Genomic DNA, 23,671 nt, shown 5'->3' with positions numbered 1-23,671 from the left:
CGGCGAATGCCTAGAGAATATACTATTATTGGGGGAAACAAGAATGAAAAGAACAGGTAATTTGAAAGCGCTTGTATTGATCTTGTTCATCGTAATATTTGTAACAGCATGTAGCTCAAAAAACGAAACAGTCAATGATACGGTTGCATCCACCGCTCCGGCAGAAACCGCAGCTTTCAATCCGGATGAGGCGGATGGCGTCGATTTTAAGCAAATGAGAGAACAAAATGGTGCAGTGCCGAAACCGTCAGGATCCATTAAACTAGGCAGTGTGTCCAAAGCATTCGAGAATGAATATTGGAGAACGTTGAAAGAAGGAATGGAACTGGGTGCCAAGACGATGAAGGAATCCGGTATTGATGTTAGCATTGACGTCAAGTCGGCTCAAGGCGAAGGGGACGAGCAAGGTCAGCTTTCAATCGTCAAAGATATGGTCAATAAGAAATATTCTGCTTTGCTGCTCTCCCCGATTTCCGACGGCAATCTTACGCCAGGTGTGGAAGATGCGAAGAAAGCCGGTATTCCGGTCATTAACGTCAATGACGGCCTGATCGCCACTGCTCCGAATTTCGTAGGTCCTAAAGCAATTGAAAACGGAGAATTAGCGGCGAAGTGGATTGCAGGTAAATTAAATAATCAAGGTGAAATCGCGATTGTGATCGGAATGCCGAAAGCGTTTGCAGCCCGTCAACGCACGGCTGGTTTTGAGAACTGGATGAAAGAGAATGCACCGGACGTAAAAATTGTAGAGAAGCAAAATGCGGATTGGGATCGGTCCAAAGCGAGGGATCTCGCCGAAACCTGGATCAAGAAACATCCTGACCTGAAAGCGATTTTTGCAAATAATGACACGATGGCACTTGGTATTGTGGAAGCGGTTAAGGCATCCGGCAAGCAAATCCTTGTGGTTGGCGTTGACGGCATCGGTGAAGCTTATGAGTCTATCAAGAAAGGAGAAATGTCAGCCACGATTGATTCTTTCCCGAAATACAAAGGACAAATTTCCGTGGAAGTAGCGCTTCGCATCCTAGGAGGACAGCAGCTGCCGCGCGTCATTTGGACGCCTCAGGCTTTAATTGATAGCACTAATGTGAATACGCCGGCTGAGGAAATCATCGGCTGGGAGAACGCGAAGTTTGAATAATCAATTAAACTGATCCAAAAGAAATAGCCGGACAGACGTCCTTGAATCTTCCGGCTATTTCTTCACAAAGAGGGTGGAGAATGATGTCAAATCCAATCATTAGCTTCAAGACGATATCGAAGACATTTCCCGGTGTTAAGGCGCTCGACAACATTAATTACGATGTGATGGAGGGTGAAATACATGCGTTAATTGGGGAGAATGGAGCTGGAAAGTCCACTTTGCTCAACATTCTGCATGGCATCTACAACGAGTACGAAGGTGAAGTCTGGATTGCAGGAAAGAAAGCCGCCTTCAAGAATACGCATGATGCGATTAAGGCCGGTATCTCCAAGGTTCATCAAGAGGTGAGCTTGATTGCGGATTTGACCGTTGGTCAAAACGTAGCACTCGGGCATGAGCCGAAGAACGGCCCCTTTATCGACTTTAAAACCCTGCATACCAAAGTGGACGTGATACTCCAACGTCTGCGCTGCAAGTTCAGGAGTATTGATCTGGTTAGTACACTGAGTACAGGTGAGATGCAGATGCTTTCGATTGCCAAGGCTCTTTTTCACGAATCTCGCATCATCTCTTTTGATGAGCCTACTGCGGCATTGACGGAAACCGAGTCACGTGCGTTGTTTGAAATCATTCGAGAATTGAAGGCAAATGGAATCACTGTGATTTTTATTTCGCATCGTCTTGATGAATTGTTTCAGATTTCGGATCGCATCACGGTGTTGCGGGATGGTAAACATGTTGGCACCTATCAAACAGCAGAAATGACACGTCAAAAGCTGATTCAAAGCATGGTGGGTCGGGATGTTGCGGCGTTCGCGGAACGCAAGAAGCTGGGATTGAAAACAAATGAGATCGTACTGGAAGTAAAGAATCTTTCCAGAACTGGCGTTTTTGAGAATATAAGCTTTCAACTGAACAAGGGAGAAATTTTGGGGGTTTCGGGTCTAGTCGGTTCCAAGCGTACCGATGTTGTTCGTGCCGTCTTCGGCGCCGACCCGAAGACGTCCGGTGATATATATATGAAAGGCAAGAAAGTGAAGATTCAGACACCGAAGCAGGGGTTAAAGCACGGCATCGGACTGATTCCGGAAAACAGAAAAACGCAAGGATTTATCCATAATCTGAACAATGCCGAAAATATGGGACTTGCCTCTTTAGAAAAATTTTCTCACCTAGGCTTCATCAACCATAAACAGAAAATTGAAAACTGTAACCATCTCACGAAGGAGCTTCAGTTAAACCCAAAAGATCCCTATTATATGACCTATAATCTCAGCGGAGGCAATCAGCAAAAGGTTGTCCTCGGGAAGTGGCTCACCACTGACGTGGATGTCTTGATTTTTGACGAGCCGACCAAAGGTGTTGACGTCGGTGCCAAAGCCGAAATTTACAGGCTGATGGAAGATCTTTTGGCGGCAGGCAAATCAATCATCATGGTGTCATCTGAGCTGCCGGAAGTTATCGGAATGAGCGATAGGGTAATGGTCATGCATGAAGGGAAAATGATTAAGGAGCTTCAGAGGCAGGAACTGGATGAAGAAACGATATTACATTACGCCATGGGTGGATCGGAGCAAAAGTCATGAATTTAATAAATCGTTTGACCAAAGGTATGGGTAGGGAAATAGGCTTGCTCGTCACCCTATTCCTGATGATTGCGATTTTCGCGCTTATTGATCCTATCTATTTAAGTCCTGGTAACCTGCTGGACATCGTGGATCAAAGCACCATCAACGGTATTCTCGCTATTGGTATCACCTTCGTCATTATTACGGGCGGAATCGATTTGTCTATTGGATCGATAATGGCGATCGTCATTGTCAGTGTAGGCTGGTTTCTAACCAAACAGGGGATGAATCCTATTCTGGCTATCATTTTAGGAATTTTGCTCGGCGCGGTTATCGGGCTCTTTAACGGCCTGCTCGTAACTAAGTTTAAGCTCCAGCCGTTTATCGCAACACTAGCAACCATGAGCGCCTTTCGGGGTGTGGCTTATATCATCACCAACGGCTGGCCTGTATTGGATATTCCCCAGAACTATCGGGATATGATGGATGGAGATCTGGTCGGGAACTTCCCGATATCAATTCCGATCTTGTTAGCCTTTGCAATCATTAGCCACATCATTCTCAAGAAGACGAGAACAGGCACCTTTGTGTTCTCCATTGGAGGCAATGAGGAGGCGACGCGCTTGTCCGGCATTAACGTTGATTTCACCAAAATGGTTACTTACGCTTTGTGCGGCGTTGGGGCAGCGCTGGCCGGGATGGTTATGCTGGCTCGACTAGGCACTGGTGAGCCTGCAGCGGGGCAAGGCTATGAGCTTTATGCCATCGCGGCAGCCGCCATTGGCGGAACTAGCCTGGCAGGCGGGAAAGGAAGCATTCTCGGCACGCTGCTCGGCGCGCTGATATTATCAGCGCTAAAAACAGGTCTGGTTGTTGTTGGCGTAGATTCGTTCTGGCAATATATCGCTACGGGTTCTATTATTGCAGTAGCCGCTTATTTCGAAATTATTCAAAGTAAATTCAGTGGTTTTGGAAAAAGATTGTCCTGAAAAAGATAATCGGACCACAAGGTGGATAAGGTGAAAGCAGGATAGGAGTGGGCAGAGTGAAAGAGAAGATCATTACTGTGATTGGTAGTTTAAATTTCGATATAATCTTTAAGCAGCAGCGGTTAGCTGTAATTGGAGAAACCTACTCGGCTGATAATATGACCATCACGGCTGGAGGCAAAGGGGCTAATCAGGCCGTTCAATGCGCCAAGCTTGGCGCACCCACCTACCTGGTCGGTTCAGTTGGCCGGGATGTTCTGGGGGATCAATTACTGCAGGATTTGGCCGATTATGGCGTAAATACCGATTACGTCACCCGAGTGGATGCAACGACAGGTGTCGGGGTCGTTAATGCCTTAGAGGATGGAGCCCTGATGTCGACGATCTCCAAGGGAGCAAACTATGCGATGACTACAGAGAGAATCGATGAAATCGAGTCTCTGCTGAAACGCAGCTCAATCGTGATTCTACAGTTGGAAATTCCGATCGAAGTCGTGGAATACTGTATTCATAAGGCCCATGACCTAGGCTGTTTTGTTATCCTTAATGCCGCCCCTGCAGCAGCCATTTCTGTGGATGCACTAGCGAAAGTGAATTGTTTGGTTGTAAATGAACCCGAAGCCACTTTCTATTGTGGAGAGTTGATTGATGATCTGGAGTCCGCATTGAAGTGTGGACGCGAGCTCTACGAAAAAACAGGCGAGCTGCTGATCATTACGTTAGGCAAAATCGGGAGCGTGCTGTTTGACGCAGCCTCCCACGTTCACGTGAAAGCAACGGAGGTTGAGGCGATTGAAACGACCGGCGCGGGCGATTCCTATATTGGTGCGTTCGCCTGTCAGCTTCTCGACGGGAAAGAAATTGCCGCTGCGGCGGGGTATGCGACAAGGGCGGCGGCGATAACCGTAACAAAAATCGGTGGACAGCCTGCGATGCCAACATTAAGAGAGCTTGAAATGCCCGTTCCTAATGAAACTGGGCATATGGTATAATCGAATTAACTTTTTTAGACTAATAAGGCTGTATTGCTTAAGGGCTGAGGTGGATCAATCATGATTCCGTATGTACGCAGAAAGCAGATTCTTGAAGAGGTCGAAAAGAAAGAAATTGTATATGTCGAAGAACTGACTCAATCGATGAAAAGCACTTCGGTGTCTACGATCCGCCGGGATCTCAAAATTCTGGCTGACGAAGGGCAAATTGAGCTTTTGCGGGGCGGCGCCGTCCGAATCAAAGAGGATGCCTATGAAACTCCGATCCAAACCAAAGTGTTATTGAATATTGAGAAAAAGGATCAAATTGCGAAGTTTGCAGCTTCGCTTGTGAATGAAGGGGATGTCATCTATATCGATTCTGGGACTACCGTGTTCGAGATGATCAAATATTTGAAAGAGAAAAATATCAAAGTGGTCACTTCCAACACTAAAGTGATCGCCGAAATTGATGATGCCAAATTCAGCTGTATCGTCCTGGGCGGAGAAGTTACGAAGTCTATCGCTTCCATTGCGGGCCCGTTAACAGAAACCCAACTGGACAGCATGTTTTTTGACAAGGCGTTCCTTGGCGCCAGCGGTTACAGTCTCAAGAGCGGGATCAATACGCCGGATCCGAAAGAAGCCAAGAAGAAGGAAATCGTAAAGAACAACTCGGCGGATATATATGTTCTGTTGGATAGCACCAAGGCAAATAAAACAACCTTCTGCAAGGCGTTCGGCATCGAAGAATGTATTATCATTACCGATGAGTCCAACGATACCCTGGAGAAACATGCAAAGTATTTCGTAGCAACATGATCCGAATTGGATTTATTCGTCACGGGACGACGGAGTGGAATTTGTATGGCCGTATGCAGGGACTAATGGACATCCCGCTTGCGCATATTGGCCGAGATCAAGCTGTATTATTGGGAAAATCTCTTCAGCATGCGGATTGGGATGGGATCTTATCCAGCGATTTGGACAGAGCGAGACAAACAGCAGAGCTGTTAGCAAGCTCATCCGAGATTCCCTTCCTGGGCGTGGATGAACGGCTTCGTGAACGCGGATTCGGGGTATTAGAAGGGACCACCCTATCGCAAAGGATTGCAAGATGGGGAGAGAACTGGCGTGAGTTGAATTTGGGAAGAGAGTCGCTGGAATCCGTGCTCTTTCGTTGGGACTCTTTTTTAGAGGAAAACTCGCGTATTTATGACGGAAAACGAATTCTGATCGTTAGCCATGGGGGAATTATTGAACCTGTACTGGCCAATCGATATGGTACGGTGGTACAGCAGCATTTGACGAACACTTCCTTGTCTATCCTGGGCTTTTACACGTCCGGTTGGCGCTGTGATTTGCTGAATTGTAGTAAGCATTTGGAATGAGTTTACACGAGATTCTAATCGATTTCGATTCAATGTTAAGAAGTAATTTCTGTGGCAAGGAGCTCGGTTCGCCTCCATACTGAAAACCCGCTCAGTGAGTGGGTTTTTGCTTTTCCAATGGCGGAATTTTAGAAGGATTGTGGACAGGAAGTTTAGACTAGTTGTCTACAATAGAATCATCATAAGTAGATATATGTGGAGTGCTGTACGTAGCTGAAGCTGAAGGATTACTATTTCCCATTTCAATTTCACTCAAGTTCCCTTGAGAAATCCCGATGGCCTTTGCGAATTGAGATTGGTTTTGATTATTCTCTTTTCGAATACATTTTATTCGATATCCGATTTCTCCCATACCTTTCACCACCAAATATCGATTTAATAAAAAAGAGGAAAGCCCGGAATCATTCCCTCAGACTCCCCTCTAGATGCATCATCATCTTACATGCTGGTTCCACACATTTTTTACTGGTTCCACAGTTTTTCATCACCGAACAAGGTGTCCAAAGAAAATAAAGACCTAAGTATAATGAGGAAGTGGATCCTCAGCATGTAGCTATGTATATTATATCCTGTATAGAAGGTGGCCTTTTACTTCAAAAATTATACCCTGAGTCTGCTTCAATAAATATTGTTTATGAACAGCTTATTAAATTTATTGACAATGAATTAGCGATTGCTTCCGTATGATTTATTTACCCTCTAATTATTAAATATAGTACCTTATTGATTTTATTGAGCTATCGTTTCCCGCACAATGACCATTTACATAAGTCCTGATTTAACTCCTACTTCTCGCTTCGCTAGACTCATTGTTCTTTCTGTTTGGTTTAAACACATAAATCCTTATCAGAATGAACAATAAAATTATGATTAACAAGGTAACCCCGTCTAGGACAACATATTACATTCCCATTCCCGAAACAAAAAATTCGCTAATTTAGCGATTTTGATCGAAAAAGATTTTCTTTTCATCAACCAATTTGGATGGGGTGACATCATTACCTTTAGAATCTACCACGGATACCGCAAGCATCGTTGTTTGAACTTGCCCTCGAATCATTTTCAAGTAATTTTGCCGAAGCTCCTTCTGTTCTGATCTCTCCTGGTCGGTCAAACCACTATTACTTTGTTTCCTGCTTAATTCATTAATTCTGTCCAGATATGGGATAAGCATGTTCATACGCTCCTCTGTTTTTATTTGTGGAACCAAGCTTGATTAAACTTAGCAAATTTGATCATACATATTTAGCAAGCTAAATATATGTCGAAGAAATAGAGAGTCATACTATATTCCTCTCCATTTGTTGCATTAAATGTCTTAAAATCAACCGATCTTCCTTAGAAATGGATTGAAGCAATTTCTCCTGCTGCTCCCTCCATTTCATCTCAACCGGTTTTTCTAATTCTTTTCCTTTGTCCGTTAGAAAAATACGCATGATTCTTGCATCTTGTACATCACGTTTACGATATATAAATCCGTTCTGCTCCAGTGATTTAACCATGTTCGTTACCGTAGGCGGTTCGCACTTCAAGTGTTCACATAGTTGCATCTGTGTTACCCCATCACCCAACCACAGACGATACAACAAATTATCTTGTCCTACATAGAGATTAAGTTCCCTAAGAGATTCACTATAATTTCGACGCATTTGGAAGGAAATCCTATCCAACGACTGTCGAATATCACAATCTACTGCATCTGTCATGAACTATCCCTCCGAGTCATCCAATTGATATTTAGCAGACTAAATGTATCACGGTGAACTACAGGTGTCAATTTACCTTAGAGCTACCGCCTATTGGGGGGCAGCTCTAAGGTTCAAAAGGACTTTGTTCGAAACTTATTTTTTGGCAAATCCTTGTTTGTTCAAATACTCCATCATTTGAGGCTGAATACTTCTCTGGAGATGATCTTGGATGTGGTCACTCCATCCTTTTACTTTTTTCACGGTGAAAGGGGCTCTCGTCGGACGATTTTCATAATACTTCAACATGGTTTCATCATAGATAGCTAATTTTTCTTGATCAAGAGATTGATACTGATTTTCAAGTAAAACCATGGATTGAGGCAGCCGAGGTTTCAGCTCAGGCTTTTTTTCAGCTGGATGACCGATGCATAGCCCCACTAAAGGAATCACATACTTCGGTAAACCCAATACGTCAGATAGTTCGTTAATATTTGCTCTGATCCCACCAATATATACCCCGCCTAGCCCCATGGATTCGGCAGCAGTCAATGCATTTTGTGCTACCAGTCCGGCGTCGAATGAACCGATTAACAGAAATTCAATATATTCGATATCCACTTCCGGAGCAATTTGATGATTCCGGTTGAAATCTGCACAGAAAATCCAAAACTCAGCCGCTTCTTCAACATAAGGTTGATTGACAGAAAGGTGTCTGACTTTTTTTCGAAGAATCGGATCGGTGATTCGAATAATGGACACGGCCTGCAGGAGACTGAACGATGAAGTTTGATTCGCTGCCTGAAAGATCGCATCGATTTGTTCCTGAGTCAGGGGTTGAGATGTGTAAGAACGAAATGATGTATGGTTATGAAGCAATTCAAGTGTATGATTCATTAAAATTCTCTCCTCTATTCGTTTATTCCATATTCCCGCATTCCATATTCGTAAGGAATGCTCATATTCTCGCGTAGTGTTTTTCCTTCATATTCCTTATGGAACAAACCACGCTCCTGCAAGATGGGTATAACCTGATTTACAAAATCCGCAACACCATCAAAAGATACGTCGGGTACGACTGAGAATCCGTCACATGCTTCAGCCAAAAACCATTCTTCTAAAAAGTCAGCAACCTGTGTGGGTGTGCCTGCAACGACGGGATGATAGTTGATTACCCCGTGAGCGAGAACATCCCGAACGGATAGACCTTGCAACAACAATTTCAAGGCTATTGGAGAACGTGGGTCCCTTGGGTTGGCATATGCATTTTTCAACAAGTCAGCCGGTATTGGCTTATCGATATCAACCAAGTTTACCGATAAGGGTACACCAATCATGGAACCGAGATAACTTACCCTATTGGGGATTTCCTGGGGATTGAAGTTCATAAGCTGTTTCCGACGATTCAGAGCTTCTTCTTCCGTTGAAGCCAGAGAAAACATAAAACCTGCAAACATCTTGATATCATCAGGGTTTCGACCGAAACGGACAGCACTTTGTCGGATTGCTTGTCTGTGTTCACGAGCAGACGCTATATCATAAGGATTGGCGTAGACACCCGAAGCATATTTCCCCGCCAATTCTAGTCCTTCTCTTCCTCCACCTGCCTGGAAAATAACAGGCTGTCCTTGCTCGGAAGGGGGAATGGGCAGAGGACCACGAGATGCATAATATTGACCCTGAAGGTTTATAGGCTGGATTTTGTCCATATCGGCAAATCTCCCTCCTTCTACATCTAACGTCCATGCGTCTGATTCCCAACTCCCCCACAAGGCCTGAACAATTTGTATGCTCTCATGTGCCTTGTCATATCGCTCTTTGCGTTCGGTAACCCGGGCACCGAAATTTGCTGCCGCTAAGGGGTCGGATGTGGTAACCGCATTCCATCCCACACGTCCATGACTGATTACATCCAGTGCTTTGAACTGACGTGCGATGTTGTATGGGTAATTAAATGTCGTAGAGAGAGTAGCAACAAGCCCAATGTGTTTCGTCTCTCTTGCTACAGCCATCAGTGCCAACATAGGATCCATAGGGAACATAGGCGTCTGAGAACCTAAGTTGTTGGATAATACGGGAGTATCGGCAATGAAGATCATTTGAAATTTTCCTTGTTCAGCTAATTTAGCCCGCTCCACATAACTATCCATATTGGTGTAAGCTGCAGGGTCCGTGCCAGGCATCCTCCATGCGCTGAATTCAGCACCATATCCAGAAACCATCTGTAGTGCCAGTTGCATCTTACTTCTTTTTTCCATAACGTTCTTCTCCTTCATTACGGATGGGCCAAGAGTGGAATCACCCTTTTGTAGCGCCATAATAATTAGCCTACTAAATAAATATTAAATGATTTTGTTCTGTTCAGTGACATTGACACCATCATAAATTTATTTGTTACATCTGCAAAGAGGGCAATTTGAATGAACATAGTACAACTTTTTGTACCTTTAGATTAGGAGTGTTTGCAAACGGTAAAAAATCCGCAGCTGCAATGTGCTTGCTTGTTCGCTGCGGATTCGAGTTTTTAAACATTAAAAGTATTGACGTTCACCGGTCTGTGCTGATTTTTCGATAGCATCCAGTAACTGATGAAGTTTCACCGCATCCGCGAAAGTAGGAGCTAAGGATGTTCCCTCTTGAATATCTTGGGCGAACTTACGATAAGCTTGAGCCATATTCAGAACAAACCCTGAGTCATTCTTTAGAGATTGCGGGGCCCAGTAATAGGAATCCGGAATGGTTAGTTCACGAAGCTCGTTATCAGTAGGTCAGAACAAACCCTGAGTCATTCTTTAGAGATTGCGGGGCCCAGTAATAGGAATCCGGAATGGTTAGTTCACGAAGCTCGTTATCAGTAGGTCCTGCACCACGTAATTGGTGTGATCCGAATTGAATGGATGCAGGCGCACTCAGCACGATTGTGCCCTTATCTCCAAAAATTTCAAGTGTTAGTCCTGTTTGATGAATTAGCTCAATAACTGCATGATATCCATAGGGAATGTCTCTTCTGCTTGTATTCTACGCTCGTATAGGTCGTACCAGCCTCTGGCCAACTCAATTACTATTCCAATTACTGTCCTTAATCCCCCTCAACTCTTTGGTCAAATCGGTCTGCAAACTGCAGGCGCAGGCACAAATCTCAGAGTTCAAGTTCTTGCCCTTGGCTCGGGACAAGAACTTGTAACGAAAAAGTACGTTTACCATCAAGCTCAAACCGATCAACGACTTCAAGAGAAGCCGTTCTTGCACCAAAGCCCGACATTAAGTGCCTGTGGAGTCTTTTGATAATTATTGCTGATCAGCATATTGACTCTCTCCCAACGATATTTTTTATTTGCTATCAGCTTTAATTGAGGCATAGCTTGGTAACAATGAAACCGACAGTCATAGAAGGATGAAATTAATGGCCTGTTGCTGTTTGGGTCGCCATATCGTTAAGTTGCATTACAAAAGTTCCTTCATTCGGGCCTTGATTATCACGAATCATTTTCGCTTGTTCCACTAGAACCTCTTCAGCATCCGTACCGAGTAATCTTATTGTTTCTTCAATGAATGCTCCAAGTGGCATCGCATGCGGACTGTCACTAAGATCTGTCATGAGTTCCGTTTGAACCCCAGGTGGTATGATTTCTAATACTTTTACTGTTGTATCTTTAAACAAATAACGTTGTGATAAGGTATAGGAATGGAGCGCTGCTTTGGTCGCCGAATACACCGCAGTCGCTGCGTACGGAACAAACCCGACCGCAGAAGTCGTATTAATGATCACAGCTTCTTCTTTAGACTTCAAATGTTCGATTAATGAAGACGTCATTCGAATTGGTCCAAGCAAGTTTGTTGAGACCGTTGAAACCAGAACCTCTTCATTAATCACACCCGCAGCCTCATCGAAAAGCATGATGCCAGCGTTATTAAATAAGACATTCAAATCAGGGAAGTCCCGAATAAGTTGCTTAGCGGTTGCCTCAATACTGGAAAGATCCTGTATGTCCAGTTCAACTGAAGACATTCCGGGATTAGCACTTATTACTTCCTCCAGACGCTCTTTTCTTCTACCTGAGATGATTACTTTGTTTCCAAGGTTGTGTAAAGCTTCTGCCAATGCACGTCCAATTCCTGAACCGCCACCTGTAATGAAGATCGTGTTTCCTGTAAGTTTCATTTAAAATTCCTCCAATATTTGGTTTTTAATTACTTTGAAATTTTATTACATTGTTAGATGAAATCTGTACTTACTATTAACCTTGCACTTTAAAGTTTCTGAATGGACTAACCACCTTCTTAGTATTATACTATTACAACAATAGTTGCTTTAGTAGTTCAATTGTATCCGGAACATCATTGAGGAACAACCAACAATGCGAGCCATTTGTTGGTTTAAAAAAAGGAGCTAGATCCATGGGACTTAAAGTAAGAAATATTCGTACAACTCGAACAAGAGAATCCATTTTTGAGTCACTTTTTGAACTGATGGAAGAAAAAGATTTTGATAAAATAACAATACAAAATTTAACGGAACGGGCCCAAATCAATAGAGCAACTTTTTATGCTCATTTCCAAGATAAATATGAATTGTTGAATGAGATTATACGAAAATCAGCGGAAGAACTTATTCAACAACATACTAATGGTGTGTGTACATTTACAAAAGACAATATGATGCAATTAGTATTCGCAGCATTTGAGTATCATCAACAAGTCAAAAAGAAATGTCGCCGGAACTATAACAAAATTATTCCTCTACTCTCTTCAAAATTAGTCATTGCACTAAAGCATTATTTGAATCTTTGTATGCAGGAAATATACTCTGATGAACGTACTTTGTACGTACAAATCTATGCCAACATGATTAATGAAGCAGTTACTCTGCATACTGCTGAACAAACTAAACTAACAGAACAAAGTATAGCTGAGCATATTGTTCAAATGATACAAATTGACTAATCGAAAACATCGAACTAAGCATTAAAAGTATTGACGTTCACCGGTCTGTGCTGATTTTTCAACGGCATCAAGTAACTGATGAAGCTTCACCGCATCCGCGAAAGTAGGAGCTAAGGATGTTCCCTCTTGAATATCTTGGGCGAACTTACGATAAGCTTGAGCCATATTCAGAACAAACCCTGAGTCATTCTTTAGAGATTGCGGGGCCCAGTAATAGGAATCCGGAATGGTTAGTTCACGAAGCTCGTTATCAGTAGGTCCTGCACCGCGTAATTGGTGTGATCCGAATTGAATGGATGCAGGCGCACTCAGCACGATTGTGCCCTTATCTCCAAAAATTTCAAGTGTTAGTCCTGTTTGATGTTTGACTCCTCCTTGAATATGAACACTGGCCGCGGCACCACTCGTTAATTTTCCAGTAATCAGTATTTGATCATCTGTCGTCTTCTTGATGACTTTCTGAATATCCACCAATTCGACTTCAGGAAACTGCTGTGCTGTAAGGGCAGAAAGTTCGGTAAAGTCCCCGAGCATGTAGGTAAATGCATCCAGATTATGTCCACCTACAATTGTTAGCAAGTTCCCTCCAATCTTCCGATCAAACAAGTACGCACTGGACTTGTCACCCACGCCACCCATGCCATCAATGGAGATCTTTAGATTGGCAGACAATACTTTCCCAACATAACCTTCTGCCAATAAATCTTTCACATACTGAATGGCTGGGGCTTGTCTGGCCTGTAATCCAATCGCATTTGGCAATTTTGAGGAAGCTACCCATTCTTGCATTTCAAGTGCTTCATTCGTATTTGATCCCAGTGGCCATTCGCAATAGATCGGTTTTCCAGCAGGCACAATGGCTTTAACCGCATTATAATGTTCCTTGACGTTAATACTGACGACGACCATGTCCACATCAGGATGTTGAGCCAGATCCTCCATGTTATCAAAGCCGTGATCTGCATGGAAAGCTTCTGCGCTCTTCTTCGCACTCACCATATTACTTGTCCCCACTGCAGTAAGCTCAAACTCATCCAAATGCTCAATGGCTGGAATATGTGTACCACTCGCCCAACCATTATTAATTGAAGCACCTATGATTCCTGTACGAATTTTTTTATCCAATGAAAACATCTCCCTTATTTTTAAATGTACTAATTCAGCTGTATCCTGTTCTTAATCAGATCAATCACTTATGAAAAAATCTTGATATGTTCTACTGTTCATCTCATTCAACTGTTCTGCGTATTGATTAAGCTTGTCCTGGCTTCTGGATACCAGAGCGATGCGAAAACCATGTTTTCCAAAAGTTTAGGCCAGTGAGAAACCTAGGCCGGGCCCAGCGCCGATTATAGCCATTGTTTTCAAAAAGTAACCTCTCTTCTTTGGGTAATTACACAAATGGAATAGCAACTCCAAATAATCCCTTTGCTCATTCTGATATTAAATCAAAAATATTTAGCCTGTTGCATACATAAAGAAGATGGAGAGCTCATGATAAATTCCTCTCCAATTTCTGAATTAATTTTCGGAGGTTCAAACGCTCTTCTATAGTAACGGCCTGTAGCAATTTTTCCTGTTGTGCTTTCCATTTGATCTTAACAGGAACCTCTAATTCTTTTCCTTTGTCGGTGAGATAAATTCGCATGACTCTTGCATCTTGTTCATCACGTTTCCGGGTTATAAACCCATTTTGCTCTAATGATTTAACCATATTGGTTACCGTAGGAGGTTCGCATTTTAGATGTTCACTGAGTTGCATTTGTGTGATTCCATCATCTAACCACAAGCGACACAGTAAATTATCTTGACCCGCGTAAAGGTTTAGTTCTCTTAGAGAGTCGCTATAATGTCGACGCATTTGAGAGGAAACTCGGTCTAACGACTGACGAATATCACAATCCACTTGATCTGTCATTCATTCATCCTCACTCTCATTTTATTTAGCGGGCTGGCTATATCGAGGGAGATGGATGTGAAAATTAACGTATGATGAACTTCCTTCAAATTTTATTAACATAAATAAAAGTGATAGTATATGAGGCTTTGATTATAGCTGGCCTCATATACTAACTTTAGATTTGCAACCTCTTGAGACTGCCCTAATCTTTTGATGGGTATTTCTTGCGCGCGTTCTGTAATTTGGTCTTTGCTCAGAGCCTTGGATAAAGCTTGAATAGCAATGCATTGATATCTAGTGCCAAGTTCCAATAATCAATGGTTGTATCCTTGTAGGACTTCGTAGCTGCAATTCCAGCATTGTTGACTAAAATATCAACTTTCCCATAAATTTCCACGATTTTTCTGACTACCTCATTCCAATCGTTCTCGGAAGATACATCAGTCGATTAGCCATGTCTTCTGCACTCGTTGATTTTTCCGTTTGACCGGTTCATTTCTCCTCTTTTCTAACAATTTATTACTTCTTATACCTGTTTTCAGGGTATGGCAGTTCTAAATTACCTCGTAGTGTGTTGTCCTCATATTCCTTTCGGAATATGCCCTTATCTTGCAAAATAGGTACAACTAATTGAATAAAATCCTCAAATCCTGCCGGATAGTCTTGTCTAATCAGCAATATATCCATAACGCCTGCTCTATACCAATGTTCTATTTTTTCTGCAACATTCTCAGCGGATCCCATCAATGTAGGTTTTGGCATGCGATAACCTTTAGGCATCCATGATTCCATTTCCCTTAGCTTTTCTAATGCTTCTTTTTCCGTTTCGCCAACTATGGGGCTATGTGAAGGCATAATCAGTAGATCGTTTGGTGAACGTCCTTGATTTTGCACTCTTTTTTTGAGTTCAAAAACGAATCCTTTAAGATAATCAAAATCACCTGGCGCCATGATGACTTCGGCATGCTTTGCAGCTACATTCATGAAGTCCAAGGAGGTGCCGGCTTGAAAGACGACCGGTCTTCCTTGTCGAGATCGACTAACATTTAATGGCCCCTCCACTGAAAAGTAATTCCCGCTGTAATTTATCGGATGCATTTTACTAGGATTGAAAAATATCCCGCTTCCTTTATCACGTATGAAAGCATCGTCCTCGTACGAATCCCATAGGCCTTCAACGATCTCTAAAAACTCTTTTTTCATGGGATAAAGATCTGCTTTACTTAAATGGGACCGACTGTAATTGGCTAATCCTCCTGGATTGGAGGTGATCGCATTCCATCCTGCTCGGCCTTTGCTAATCTTGTCCAGCGAGGCTATCTGCCTGGCAACCGTAAATGGATCAGCATACGAAGTAGCTATTGTTGCGGCCAAGCCAATGGAGTGAGTCACCATACTTAATGCAGACAATATAGATACGCCCTCAAACATGCTTAGATAGTGTGGTATCATGCCAGGTCCAATATGGCTGACGTCAGCTAAAAAAATGAGATCAAACTTACCCTGCTCAAGCTGTATGGCTTTTTGAACGTAATAATCAACATTTTCACTGGCATCTGCAGGAATATCGGGGTGGCGCCAACCCGTGTGATTCCAACCAACGCCATCAATGATACCACCTAATTTAAGTTTTCTTCTTTCCATTGTTGGGTGGTCTCCTTTACGCGAGTTCATTGCTCCCCCTGCGATAAATTTAATTCCTTCGCCAATAATTCATGCCCTTTCTTTCGGCTTTCTTGATTAGGATAAAAGTCTGCAATCATGATTTCATCCACTAAACTTGCTTTCGCAATTTGTTGAAGTTGCTCAGCAACCTGTCCAACGCTTCCAATCACAAAACGTTCTTTATTTCGTTCCCTCGCCAGCTCTTCATGAGGAGTGTATGTGTGATTTTTGGCTTCTTCAGGTGTAGGAAACGTAAGATTTCTCGTCCCTGTACTCATCTGTGCCCACATTAACTCCGCCGGTCCTGCTATATATTTAGCCTCTTCTTCCGTCTCAGCTGTAATAACGATCGTCGTTAACATACTTTGGGGTTCACTTAAATACGACGAAGGTTTAAAACCCGAATGATAAGCTCTTAACATGGGAATAGCTAGTTGAGGGGCCAAATGAGCAGCAAATACAAACCCTAATCCTTTTTCCAAGGCAAAATGCAATCCACCCTCGCTAGATCCCAACATAAACATATCTGGAACCATTGATTTATCACCAGGAGGATTGATGTGACTAAACGGGTGGTTTTCTTTAAAGTTACGTTCAAAAAAGGAAAGCAGGTTATCTAATTGCTCAGGAAAATCATTAACCTCCATTAATTCTCGTGATCTTAACAATGCCAACATGGTTCTGCCATCAGTACCCGAAGCCCTGCCAATCCCGAGGTCAATACGCCCTGGATATAATCCTTCGAGAAGAGTAAAGTTCTCCATCACTTTCAAGGGGCTGTGGTTAGGCAACATGATCCCCCCGGAACCTACTCGAATGCTTTTGGTGTGAGCTGCTGCATGCAGGCTCAGCAAGTCTGGTGAAGTACCCATCAAAGTTGTTGTGTTATGGTGTTCAGTGAACCAATACCTGTTGAATCCCCACTGTTCTGCGAATTGAACCATTTCCGTCATGTCTTGAAGACTTTTCGTAGCCGCAGTTCCTTTATAAATATGAACAAAGTCCAAAATCGAAAGTTTTAGTCTATTGGCTGTATTCACTTATCAATTACTCCTTTCTGTGTTATATTTTAATTAGCTTACTAAATATAAATTCGAAATTTCATTTAGCTTACTAACTGTTTACTTGTGTTTGATGACATAATCATAAAGTCATTAGGTTCATTTGCAAAGAGGGCAATATAGATGAACCTAGTACAACTTTTTGTACCTATAGAGTGGGAGTGACAATAATGAAGGTTTGTAATGAAGGATTTGAGCAAGAATTTATGGATGAAAATAGAGACATGTATGCGATAGCCTTAACTCAAAATGTCCTTTCAGGACGTTGGAAATATTTTATATTATGGTATCTAAAAGGAGAAACACGCCGTTACACGGATATAAAAAAATTTCTTGGAGATTTATCACAAGGCTCTCTCACAAAGCAGCTTAAAGAGTTGGAGAACGATGGAGTTATAAAACGTGATGTTTATCCAGAAGTTCCTCCGCGAGTAGAGTATTCGTTAACAGACAAGGGAAACAAATTACTACCGATCCTTGAAAAAATGGAGGACTTCGGTAAAGAATACGGTGAAAAACCTTAAGCTCGATAGAGTTCCAAACTAAGGCGTATACGCAAACTTATTTAGGCCATAAACGAATGGAATGCAGCGCCAAAAAAGTCATGAGCATATTCCGGCTCCATCACCATTTTTGTCGCCATCTGGACGATGCTTTCTTGGAGAGCAGGAATGCCTTAGGGGCGCATCTTTCCGTCCGACTTCAGTATTTCCTTTCTCCTTGCTGATAAGGAATGTTACTTCCCTACTTTCAGACTGTTTTGGACTTCGTTTACAAATCCTTCTTCCCCGTAGTCGTCTTTGACGATATAAGTGATGCTTATCCCATCCAAACCACCGCTCCGCCCCTTGCTTTCACTCGCCTACATGCTTGCCAGATGATATCGTCACGGTGCACTTTGTGACTTAGCTCCTACCTCGACCGAACTCTCACCGGCTAGTTGTGCCTAGCTTCGCTAGTCATACTATTTAGAAAAAGGCTGCCGAAAATTTCTCGACAGCCCGTATCCTCTCTAACCTTCGCGTGTTCCTGGTATGCTTGCTCAACTGGTAAGTCTTGCCATTAGTTCAATGGGGAACATCCTGTCGACAGGATGAGCAGATTCCCCCTTCGTTTCAATAGATTGAATTATTAGCTCAGAGGCATTCTTCGCCAGATCGTTAATCGGATGCCGGATCGTGGACAGACTGAGCAACTCGGATACAGTCGGCATATCATCCACACCCAATACCGCAAGCTTCTCCGGTATGGACAGATTCAGATCCTTACAAGCCTTCAACACCCCAATGGCAGTGATATCATTGAGGCAGAACAACGCCTGCGGTAGCTGGCCATTCTTGACCAACTGCATCACAGTTTCGTACCCGAAGCTTTCTGTCATATCTCCTGTAATGACCGTCGTCAGATTCCCTTTCTCCTGAAGAGAGCGGGAAGCACCATTCAACCTATCGTCGAAACCAGGAACCTCACCATGTGGATAGGTCAGAATGATAATTTTCTGATATCCCTGAGACATTAAATGGTCCACTCCCGTTTGGCCGCATTGATAGTCATTCACTCGGACAATATGGGCGCCGTAGGATAGATTATGCCTGCCAATGGTAATTACCGGAACGTTGAGTTCCATAAGTCTGGGCATGAATTTTTCTGTCTCCGAGGTGGCCTTTACGATAATTCCATCGACCATTTGGATATTCATAAATATCTCATCAAAGTCCAGGAGGATCAGCTTGTAGCCCATAGTCTTCAGTTGTTGCTTCAACACCTTGGCAAAATGCAAGAAATACAAATCTTCAAAATAACCATCGTATGTACTGTTTGACAGAACCAGTCCGATGGTATGCATTTTGCCGGTAATCAGGCTTTTGGCAACGGGATTTACCTGATATCCGAGCTTGGTGATCGAGTCGCTTATTTTATCTCGTGTCTCCTGACGCATCCGGTGAAAATTGCCGTTCATGAAATGAGAGACCGTTGCAGGCGATACGCCCGCGTCTTTGGCGACCTGAACTACCGTAACTCTTTTTTTTGCCATTTGATGCACCTCTGCGAATTTACTTGGACAACGCCTGCACCTCCGCAGTTATCGCGGACGCCTGTCCATTACTGCCGGAAATTCTGGAAACGACTGATGCGGTTCAGTCTGATACCAGTAGCTTACCGAACTAATATCGTCACTTCGTTCAAATAAAGCTTGGCCATCATGTCCAATTTGCTGTACGGTCACCCTCAGATCTTCTTCGAACAGTATTGGATCAAGGATATGCCAACGATAGAAGCCCCGCATCGGGCAAGCCGCCCCATCATAAATATGTGACCGTGTATTGTCTCTCGTCTCAAAATAAGGAAAACCCATAAAGGGAGTCGAATAGGTTTGCTCATGTACCGGGTTTCCGTTATCATACTTTACAAACCCCCATGCACCGCCGAAATAATCCTCGGCCCCGGTACCGCAAATCGTCGGCCAATCTTGGTCGCCGTCGATGTAGAATTTCACTTCTCCTTCACCATACCAGTAACGGGATAGAGAAGTCCAGGACATATAGGTACCGATAAATTTGCCTCTTCCTTTAATTCCATCAATAAGGGTGTAATCCTGCCTCAGCACAGTCGGATTTTCTCTGCGAAATTGGGCGTGAAAATACTCGATATCCTCATCCAATTCATCAACCAGCATATAGTCGAATTGATAGAAAAACGCCTCAATACTCTGCGGATGCTCATTCGTAATCGTTACTTTCGCAGCTTGGCGGAAGGGCATGGCAAAGTAGCTGTTCATACCGCCGACCGGATTAACGACAATCGGCAGTGAATTGACAACCGTACGTGCCCCAAAGCCATTGCAGAAGAAATCGCCCAGCGGTACTTCAACGGATGGATGTTCTTCATTGTCCCAGTACATGCGCAGCACAAGATCGCGCAGGACGAACCAGCCCGATTCGGTCTTATCTGTAACGGTCATCCAGATATGCTGAATGATTCCGGGTCCTTCAATATCAACAAGCGTTGCGGTTTCTCCCTGCGCGAGCGATATGAACGCTTTGCCTTTGCGGGCAACGCCAAGGGGGCCTTCCGCTTTACCGCCCTCCCCTTTGAGGCCCTGTGGATTCTCCGCCGTAATCGCTCTGCTCCTACCTTTCATTCTACCAAACAGCTGATTCATGGATTGCATGGTTAATCGTCTCCTTATCCTTTAACTGCGCCATCAGATACACCGGCCATCACATATTTATTCAAGAACAAGTACGTAACAATAATGGGAATAATGCTGATGCTGATTGCTGCAAAAGTCTGGCCCCAGTCTGTAGCCCCAAAGGCACCAATAAATTCCTGCAGCCCAACGGCAATCGTCTTGTATGCCTTATCATTCGTGAACGTATTAGAGAACACGAAATCATTCCAGATGAAAATAAAGTTAATAGATGCCACCGTAATGGTGGTATTAACCGTAAGCGGCGAAACAATTCGGAAAAACACCTGAAAAATGTTGCATCCGTCGATTACTGCAGCCTCTAGGAGTTCACCCGGCACATATCTGTAGAAGCTGGTGAAGATCAGAATAGACAATGGCAAGGCAAAACCAACCTGAGGCAGGATCAGCGCTGCATACGAATTGAGCAAACCATAATCTTTGTACATAATAAACAGAGGAATCAGCGTAACCTGAATCGGAATCATAATGCCTATCGTGAAGAACAACAGCAGCTTCGAATTCAGTCGGTTGATCATTTTGACAAGGGCAAAGCCTGCCGTCGCGCTCAGAAACACAATCAGTGCGAGACAGGCAAACGTCACAATAGCGGTGTTCTTGATATATAGCAGCAGACTGCTCTCCCGGAATACACTCGCATAGTTTTCGAACGACCAGGACGAAGGCATTGCAAACGGCTGTGTAGTCAACTCGATGCTCGACTTAAAGCTGGATAGCATCAGCCAGACTACCGGATAAATTTGAATCAGCAGAATCGCAATGACCAGAATATACAAAAGAGAATAGGAGAGCTTTTTCTTCTTGGACATGTCAGGCATCTCCTTTTCTTGAATTAAAAATAGCCCGTATGAGCAATACTGCAAGCAGACTTTCGATAACGATGAACACAGCAATCGAACTTCCGTATCCATACTGGATGGTGGAGAACGCTTGTTTATACATATAGGTGGTAACCAACTCTGTTGAAGACCCTGGCACACCGATAATGTAAGGAATATCGAAGCCCCTCAGAGCCCCTGTAGTACACATAATCAAAGATAGGCTTAGCACATGCATGATGCTCGGAAGCTTAATATAACGAATAAGTTGCCAGCCGTTTACACCGTCAATCTTAGCCGCTTCTTCAATTTCTTTGGGAATTGCAATTAGCGCCGCATAAAAGATAACCATATACATCCCGATAAATCGCCATCCCTCAGGGATGGATACAGCGATTAATGCAGTATCGGGATTGGAGAGCCAGGCGGACTGAAGATGGCTCAGGCCCACCCAATCTAGAAACATATTCAATAGACCAAGAGGCTGAAGGGAATAAAAATTTCGGAACATTTGCGCAATAGCTATGGTTACAACAACTGCTGGCAGGTAATACAGTGTTCTGAAGATTCCTGCACCTTTGTTAACATAGGAGAGCAACAGGGCAAAAAACAAGCCGATAAACACTTGCATAAATACCACTATTACCACATATACCAGATTGTTTTGCACAGCATTCCAGAAATACGAATCTTTGAACATTGCAATATAATTATCAAAGCCGATGTAACGTGGCTCCTGAATGCCGTTCCATTGTTGAAAGCTGTAATTCAGCGACTGGATAATAGGGACAAAAACCGTTCCCAGATAAAATATCAAAGCCGGCAAGATGAAGACTAGCCATGCTTTTTTGTCTTTAAGCACATTCATTTAGGGTCACCCCTCTTTTGTAATTACGCTATTATTAATATAGGGCTCCACCCGGACCTCAAGGCCCAGGCGGAGAAATATCATCGTATAAGAAGAACTACTTTATTTATTTGCTGGCTGTATTCTTGGCAATGGCATCATCAATCTGCTTGGCAAAATCCTCTGGAGTCATAAAGCCCATGGTCAGTTTGGTAATCAGGTCGCTCATCACCGAGTTGGTGTTCGGATCAAGCAGAGTATCCCAAGGCTTGGCAAACTCTGAGCCGTAGTTGTCCATATCCTTTTTAATCCGCAGGAACAGTTCGGAGAATTTGGACTCGTCATCAATGGTGAATTTTAGCGGTGACATTTGTTGTTTGGCCACATAGACATCACTGTAATTTTTCAGCACATAGCTCAGGAATTCCTTAGGCAGTCCATCGAATGTTTTCGCGGAAGCTCCAAGTCCGATGCCGCTGTTGCCGAAAAATTCATTGTTCGGTGTGACCGCATTGCTGGTGGTTGGCAGATAGAAATAATCCACATTGCCCTTGAGTCCTTCCGGCAGGCTGTCTTCCACAAAGGATGGTATTTCCCAAGTTCCCATGTTGTACATGGCAGCCTGGCCGTTCAGAAACAGATTTCTGGCTGTCGTATAATCGGTGGTAGCGAATCCATCCTGAAAGTATTTTCCGATTTGAGAAGCAAAGTTCGCCGCCTGCATGCCTGTCGCATCGGACATTTTGGCTTTGCCTTGACTCAAATCCCGGATGAACTGATTGCCTGTGGTCCGGAACGGGTACATAGCCGCATAACGCAATACTGGCCATACATCAACGCCGTCAACAGCGATAGGTGTAATTCCCTTGTCTTTAAGCGCATCGCTGACCGCAAGCAGATCGTCGAGGGTTTTGGGCACTTCAAGGTTGTTGTCAGCAAATATTTTTTTGTTATACCATGTCATTTCCATATGGTATTCCATCGGCAGAAGATACAGGCTTCCATCCGGCAACTCCTGATATTTCAGCGCAGGCTCATAGAACTGGTCGTACACTCCCTCCTCCTTCAGGAATTTCTCCATGTCCACCAGGTAGCCTGCGTTTACAAGTTCCTGAGCGAAAGGATCGGCATCACTATCAATGAAGTCCGGCATATTTCCTGAAGCAACCAGCGTTCTCAGTTTGGTCAGGTAAGAAGGCCTGTCCGCTGTTACCTGAATATCCAGCTTAAAGCCCGGATGATCGGCGGCGAATCGGTCAGCAAGCTCACGAACCGTCTGAACAATAGCCCCATTCTCCGGTCTGGCCGAGAGCCAGGTCAGCGTTTGCTCCTTAGGTGAATTCGAGGAACCAGCATTATCTGAGCTATTGTTGTCTGCGGAGCTACCGCAGCCTGCCAGAACAGTTGCTGCCAAGGAGAAAACTGCAAGACCAGTGATAACCTTTGACAATTTTTTTGTCATATTAAAACCCCT

General features: G+C 43.6%; 25 protein-coding genes. 8 read left to right on the top strand and 17 right to left on the bottom strand.

What is annotated here, in order from left to right:
* The first annotated feature begins 43 nt into the window (after nt 1–43).
* The 6 genes from ASF12_RS09695 (at nt 44) to ASF12_RS09670 (ending at nt 6,066) form a co-directional block, all read left to right on the top strand.
* Nucleotides 44–1,144 carry a sugar ABC transporter substrate-binding protein gene (locus ASF12_RS09695; protein ID WP_056033273.1) on the top strand — a complete coding sequence of 367 codons (1,101 nt, stop codon included), beginning with the start codon at nt 44–46 and terminating at the stop codon, nt 1,142–1,144.
* Nucleotides 1,145–1,224: 80 nt separating this feature from the next.
* Nucleotides 1,225–2,733, top strand: coding sequence for a sugar ABC transporter ATP-binding protein (locus tag ASF12_RS09690; protein ID WP_235533111.1), 1,509 nt, complete (start codon nt 1,225–1,227; stop codon nt 2,731–2,733).
* Complete coding sequence (locus tag ASF12_RS09685; protein WP_056033271.1) at nt 2,730–3,704, top strand: ABC transporter permease; 975 nt, start codon at nt 2,730–2,732, stop codon at nt 3,702–3,704. The genes ASF12_RS09690 and ASF12_RS09685 overlap by 4 nt, the downstream gene beginning before the upstream one ends.
* Before the next feature lie 77 nt (nt 3,705–3,781).
* Nucleotides 3,782–4,696 carry a ribokinase gene (locus ASF12_RS09680; protein ID WP_235533110.1) on the top strand — a complete coding sequence of 305 codons (915 nt, stop codon included), beginning with the start codon at nt 3,782–3,784 and terminating at the stop codon, nt 4,694–4,696.
* Between the two features lie 60 nt (nt 4,697–4,756).
* Complete coding sequence (locus ASF12_RS09675; protein WP_056033266.1) at nt 4,757–5,497, top strand: DeoR/GlpR family DNA-binding transcription regulator; 741 nt, start codon at nt 4,757–4,759, stop codon at nt 5,495–5,497.
* Complete coding sequence (locus ASF12_RS09670; protein ID WP_056033263.1) at nt 5,494–6,066, top strand: histidine phosphatase family protein; 573 nt, start codon at nt 5,494–5,496, stop codon at nt 6,064–6,066. The genes ASF12_RS09675 and ASF12_RS09670 overlap by 4 nt, the downstream gene beginning before the upstream one ends.
* Before the next feature lie 157 nt (nt 6,067–6,223).
* Here the strand turns inward: ASF12_RS09670 and ASF12_RS33590 are convergent, their stop codons facing one another.
* From ASF12_RS33590 to ASF12_RS09645, 7 genes are all read right to left on the bottom strand, one after another.
* On the bottom strand, nt 6,224–6,418 hold the full coding sequence (locus tag ASF12_RS33590) for a helix-turn-helix transcriptional regulator (protein WP_081418722.1): 195 nt from the start codon (nt 6,416–6,418) through the stop codon (nt 6,224–6,226).
* A gap of 585 nt (nt 6,419–7,003) precedes the next feature.
* The gene (locus tag ASF12_RS09665; protein ID WP_056033260.1) at nt 7,004–7,240 is read right to left on the bottom strand and encodes a DUF896 domain-containing protein; all 237 of its coding nucleotides are present in this window, start codon (nt 7,238–7,240) and stop codon (nt 7,004–7,006) included.
* 106 nt (nt 7,241–7,346) lie between these two features.
* The gene (locus ASF12_RS09660; RefSeq protein ID WP_056033256.1) at nt 7,347–7,772 is read right to left on the bottom strand and encodes a MarR family winged helix-turn-helix transcriptional regulator; all 426 of its coding nucleotides are present in this window, start codon (nt 7,770–7,772) and stop codon (nt 7,347–7,349) included.
* A gap of 135 nt (nt 7,773–7,907) precedes the next feature.
* The gene (gene nfsA / locus ASF12_RS09655) at nt 7,908–8,648 is read right to left on the bottom strand and encodes an oxygen-insensitive NADPH nitroreductase (protein ID WP_056033253.1); all 741 of its coding nucleotides are present in this window, start codon (nt 8,646–8,648) and stop codon (nt 7,908–7,910) included.
* A gap of 14 nt (nt 8,649–8,662) precedes the next feature.
* On the bottom strand, nt 8,663–10,009 hold the full coding sequence (locus tag ASF12_RS09650) for an NtaA/DmoA family FMN-dependent monooxygenase (protein WP_081418721.1): 1,347 nt from the start codon (nt 10,007–10,009) through the stop codon (nt 8,663–8,665).
* Between the two features lie 273 nt (nt 10,010–10,282).
* Nucleotides 10,283–10,426, bottom strand: coding sequence for a hypothetical protein (locus ASF12_RS34355; protein ID WP_155972988.1), 144 nt, complete (start codon nt 10,424–10,426; stop codon nt 10,283–10,285).
* A 725-nt stretch (nt 10,427–11,151) separates the two neighbouring features.
* Nucleotides 11,152–11,913: an SDR family oxidoreductase gene (locus ASF12_RS09645; RefSeq protein WP_056033246.1), complete on the bottom strand. Its 762-nt coding sequence runs from the start codon at nt 11,911–11,913 to the stop codon at nt 11,152–11,154.
* A gap of 236 nt (nt 11,914–12,149) precedes the next feature.
* Between ASF12_RS09645 and ASF12_RS09640 the strand changes: the two genes are divergently transcribed.
* Nucleotides 12,150–12,695 (top strand): TetR/AcrR family transcriptional regulator, encoded by a 546-nt coding sequence (locus ASF12_RS09640; protein ID WP_056033243.1) that lies wholly within the window; start codon nt 12,150–12,152, stop codon nt 12,693–12,695.
* 21 nt (nt 12,696–12,716) lie between these two features.
* Here ASF12_RS09640 and ASF12_RS09635 read toward each other — a convergent pair whose 3' ends face one another.
* From ASF12_RS09635 to ASF12_RS09620, 5 genes are all read right to left on the bottom strand, one after another.
* A complete protein-coding gene (locus ASF12_RS09635; RefSeq protein ID WP_056033240.1) occupies nt 12,717–13,820 on the bottom strand; it encodes a Gfo/Idh/MocA family protein in 1,104 nt (367 codons plus the stop codon).
* Between the two features lie 367 nt (nt 13,821–14,187).
* Nucleotides 14,188–14,613: a MarR family winged helix-turn-helix transcriptional regulator gene (locus ASF12_RS09630; protein WP_056033237.1), complete on the bottom strand. Its 426-nt coding sequence runs from the start codon at nt 14,611–14,613 to the stop codon at nt 14,188–14,190.
* A 235-nt stretch (nt 14,614–14,848) separates the two neighbouring features.
* Complete coding sequence (locus tag ASF12_RS33585) at nt 14,849–14,992, bottom strand: SDR family oxidoreductase (RefSeq protein ID WP_235533108.1); 144 nt, start codon at nt 14,990–14,992, stop codon at nt 14,849–14,851.
* A gap of 122 nt (nt 14,993–15,114) precedes the next feature.
* A complete protein-coding gene (locus ASF12_RS09625) occupies nt 15,115–16,239 on the bottom strand; it encodes an NtaA/DmoA family FMN-dependent monooxygenase (protein ID WP_056033233.1) in 1,125 nt (374 codons plus the stop codon).
* Between the two features lie 26 nt (nt 16,240–16,265).
* Nucleotides 16,266–17,300 (bottom strand): LLM class flavin-dependent oxidoreductase, encoded by a 1,035-nt coding sequence (locus ASF12_RS09620; RefSeq protein ID WP_046232312.1) that lies wholly within the window; start codon nt 17,298–17,300, stop codon nt 16,266–16,268.
* A gap of 191 nt (nt 17,301–17,491) precedes the next feature.
* Between ASF12_RS09620 and ASF12_RS09615 the strand changes: the two genes are divergently transcribed.
* The gene (locus ASF12_RS09615) at nt 17,492–17,845 is read left to right on the top strand and encodes a winged helix-turn-helix transcriptional regulator (protein ID WP_081418719.1); all 354 of its coding nucleotides are present in this window, start codon (nt 17,492–17,494) and stop codon (nt 17,843–17,845) included.
* Nucleotides 17,846–18,363: 518 nt separating this feature from the next.
* On the opposite strand, the gene ASF12_RS09610 is transcribed toward ASF12_RS09615, so the two are convergent.
* The 5 genes from ASF12_RS09610 to ASF12_RS09590 form a co-directional block, all read right to left on the bottom strand.
* Complete coding sequence (locus tag ASF12_RS09610) at nt 18,364–19,356, bottom strand: LacI family DNA-binding transcriptional regulator (protein ID WP_056033230.1); 993 nt, start codon at nt 19,354–19,356, stop codon at nt 18,364–18,366.
* Nucleotides 19,357–19,404: 48 nt separating this feature from the next.
* Nucleotides 19,405–20,493 (bottom strand): glycoside hydrolase family 172 protein, encoded by a 1,089-nt coding sequence (locus tag ASF12_RS09605; protein WP_056033227.1) that lies wholly within the window; start codon nt 20,491–20,493, stop codon nt 19,405–19,407.
* A 14-nt stretch (nt 20,494–20,507) separates the two neighbouring features.
* The gene (locus ASF12_RS09600; RefSeq protein ID WP_056033224.1) at nt 20,508–21,341 is read right to left on the bottom strand and encodes a carbohydrate ABC transporter permease; all 834 of its coding nucleotides are present in this window, start codon (nt 21,339–21,341) and stop codon (nt 20,508–20,510) included.
* 1 nt (nt 21,342) lies between these two features.
* Nucleotides 21,343–22,218 carry a carbohydrate ABC transporter permease gene (locus tag ASF12_RS09595; RefSeq protein ID WP_056033221.1) on the bottom strand — a complete coding sequence of 292 codons (876 nt, stop codon included), beginning with the start codon at nt 22,216–22,218 and terminating at the stop codon, nt 21,343–21,345.
* Between the two features lie 106 nt (nt 22,219–22,324).
* Nucleotides 22,325–23,659 carry an ABC transporter substrate-binding protein gene (locus tag ASF12_RS09590; RefSeq protein ID WP_056033218.1) on the bottom strand — a complete coding sequence of 445 codons (1,335 nt, stop codon included), beginning with the start codon at nt 23,657–23,659 and terminating at the stop codon, nt 22,325–22,327.
* Nucleotides 23,660–23,671 lie beyond the last annotated feature (12 nt).

The organism is Paenibacillus sp. Leaf72 (genome assembly GCF_001422685.1).
Classification (GTDB): Bacteria; Bacillota; Bacilli; order Paenibacillales; family Paenibacillaceae; genus Pristimantibacillus.
This window is presented reverse-complemented; position numbering and strand designations above follow the sequence as displayed.

What these genes read in the sequence shown, in the direction of transcription:
- ASF12_RS09695 (WP_056033273.1), top strand. Translation starts at nt 44, where the DNA reads ATGAAAAGAACAGGTAATTTGAAAGCGCTTGTATTGATCTTGTTCATC.
- ASF12_RS09690 (WP_235533111.1), top strand. Translation starts at nt 1,225, where the DNA reads ATGATGTCAAATCCAATCATTAGCTTCAAGACGATATCGAAGACATTT.
- ASF12_RS09685 (WP_056033271.1), top strand. Translation starts at nt 2,730, where the DNA reads ATGAATTTAATAAATCGTTTGACCAAAGGTATGGGTAGGGAAATAGGC.
- ASF12_RS09675 (WP_056033266.1), top strand. Translation starts at nt 4,757, where the DNA reads ATGATTCCGTATGTACGCAGAAAGCAGATTCTTGAAGAGGTCGAAAAG.
- ASF12_RS09670 (WP_056033263.1), top strand. Translation starts at nt 5,494, where the DNA reads ATGATCCGAATTGGATTTATTCGTCACGGGACGACGGAGTGGAATTTG.
- ASF12_RS33590 (WP_081418722.1), bottom strand. Translation starts at nt 6,418, where the DNA reads ATGGGAGAAATCGGATATCGAATAAAATGTATTCGAAAAGAGAATAAT.
- ASF12_RS09665 (WP_056033260.1), bottom strand. Translation starts at nt 7,240, where the DNA reads ATGCTTATCCCATATCTGGACAGAATTAATGAATTAAGCAGGAAACAA.
- ASF12_RS09660 (WP_056033256.1), bottom strand. Translation starts at nt 7,772, where the DNA reads ATGACAGATGCAGTAGATTGTGATATTCGACAGTCGTTGGATAGGATT.
- nfsA (WP_056033253.1), bottom strand. Translation starts at nt 8,648, where the DNA reads ATGAATCATACACTTGAATTGCTTCATAACCATACATCATTTCGTTCT.
- ASF12_RS09650 (WP_081418721.1), bottom strand. Translation starts at nt 10,009, where the DNA reads ATGGAAAAAAGAAGTAAGATGCAACTGGCACTACAGATGGTTTCTGGA.
- ASF12_RS34355 (WP_155972988.1), bottom strand. Translation starts at nt 10,426, where the DNA reads ATGGCTCAAGCTTATCGTAAGTTCGCCCAAGATATTCAAGAGGGAACA.
- ASF12_RS09645 (WP_056033246.1), bottom strand. Translation starts at nt 11,913, where the DNA reads ATGAAACTTACAGGAAACACGATCTTCATTACAGGTGGCGGTTCAGGA.
- ASF12_RS09640 (WP_056033243.1), top strand. Translation starts at nt 12,150, where the DNA reads ATGGGACTTAAAGTAAGAAATATTCGTACAACTCGAACAAGAGAATCC.
- ASF12_RS09630 (WP_056033237.1), bottom strand. Translation starts at nt 14,613, where the DNA reads ATGACAGATCAAGTGGATTGTGATATTCGTCAGTCGTTAGACCGAGTT.
- ASF12_RS09625 (WP_056033233.1), bottom strand. Translation starts at nt 16,239, where the DNA reads ATGGAAAGAAGAAAACTTAAATTAGGTGGTATCATTGATGGCGTTGGT.
- ASF12_RS09615 (WP_081418719.1), top strand. Translation starts at nt 17,492, where the DNA reads ATGAAGGTTTGTAATGAAGGATTTGAGCAAGAATTTATGGATGAAAAT.
- ASF12_RS09610 (WP_056033230.1), bottom strand. Translation starts at nt 19,356, where the DNA reads ATGGCAAAAAAAAGAGTTACGGTAGTTCAGGTCGCCAAAGACGCGGGC.
- ASF12_RS09605 (WP_056033227.1), bottom strand. Translation starts at nt 20,493, where the DNA reads ATGCAATCCATGAATCAGCTGTTTGGTAGAATGAAAGGTAGGAGCAGA.
- ASF12_RS09600 (WP_056033224.1), bottom strand. Translation starts at nt 21,341, where the DNA reads ATGTCCAAGAAGAAAAAGCTCTCCTATTCTCTTTTGTATATTCTGGTC.
- ASF12_RS09595 (WP_056033221.1), bottom strand. Translation starts at nt 22,218, where the DNA reads ATGAATGTGCTTAAAGACAAAAAAGCATGGCTAGTCTTCATCTTGCCG.
- ASF12_RS09590 (WP_056033218.1), bottom strand. Translation starts at nt 23,659, where the DNA reads ATGACAAAAAAATTGTCAAAGGTTATCACTGGTCTTGCAGTTTTCTCC.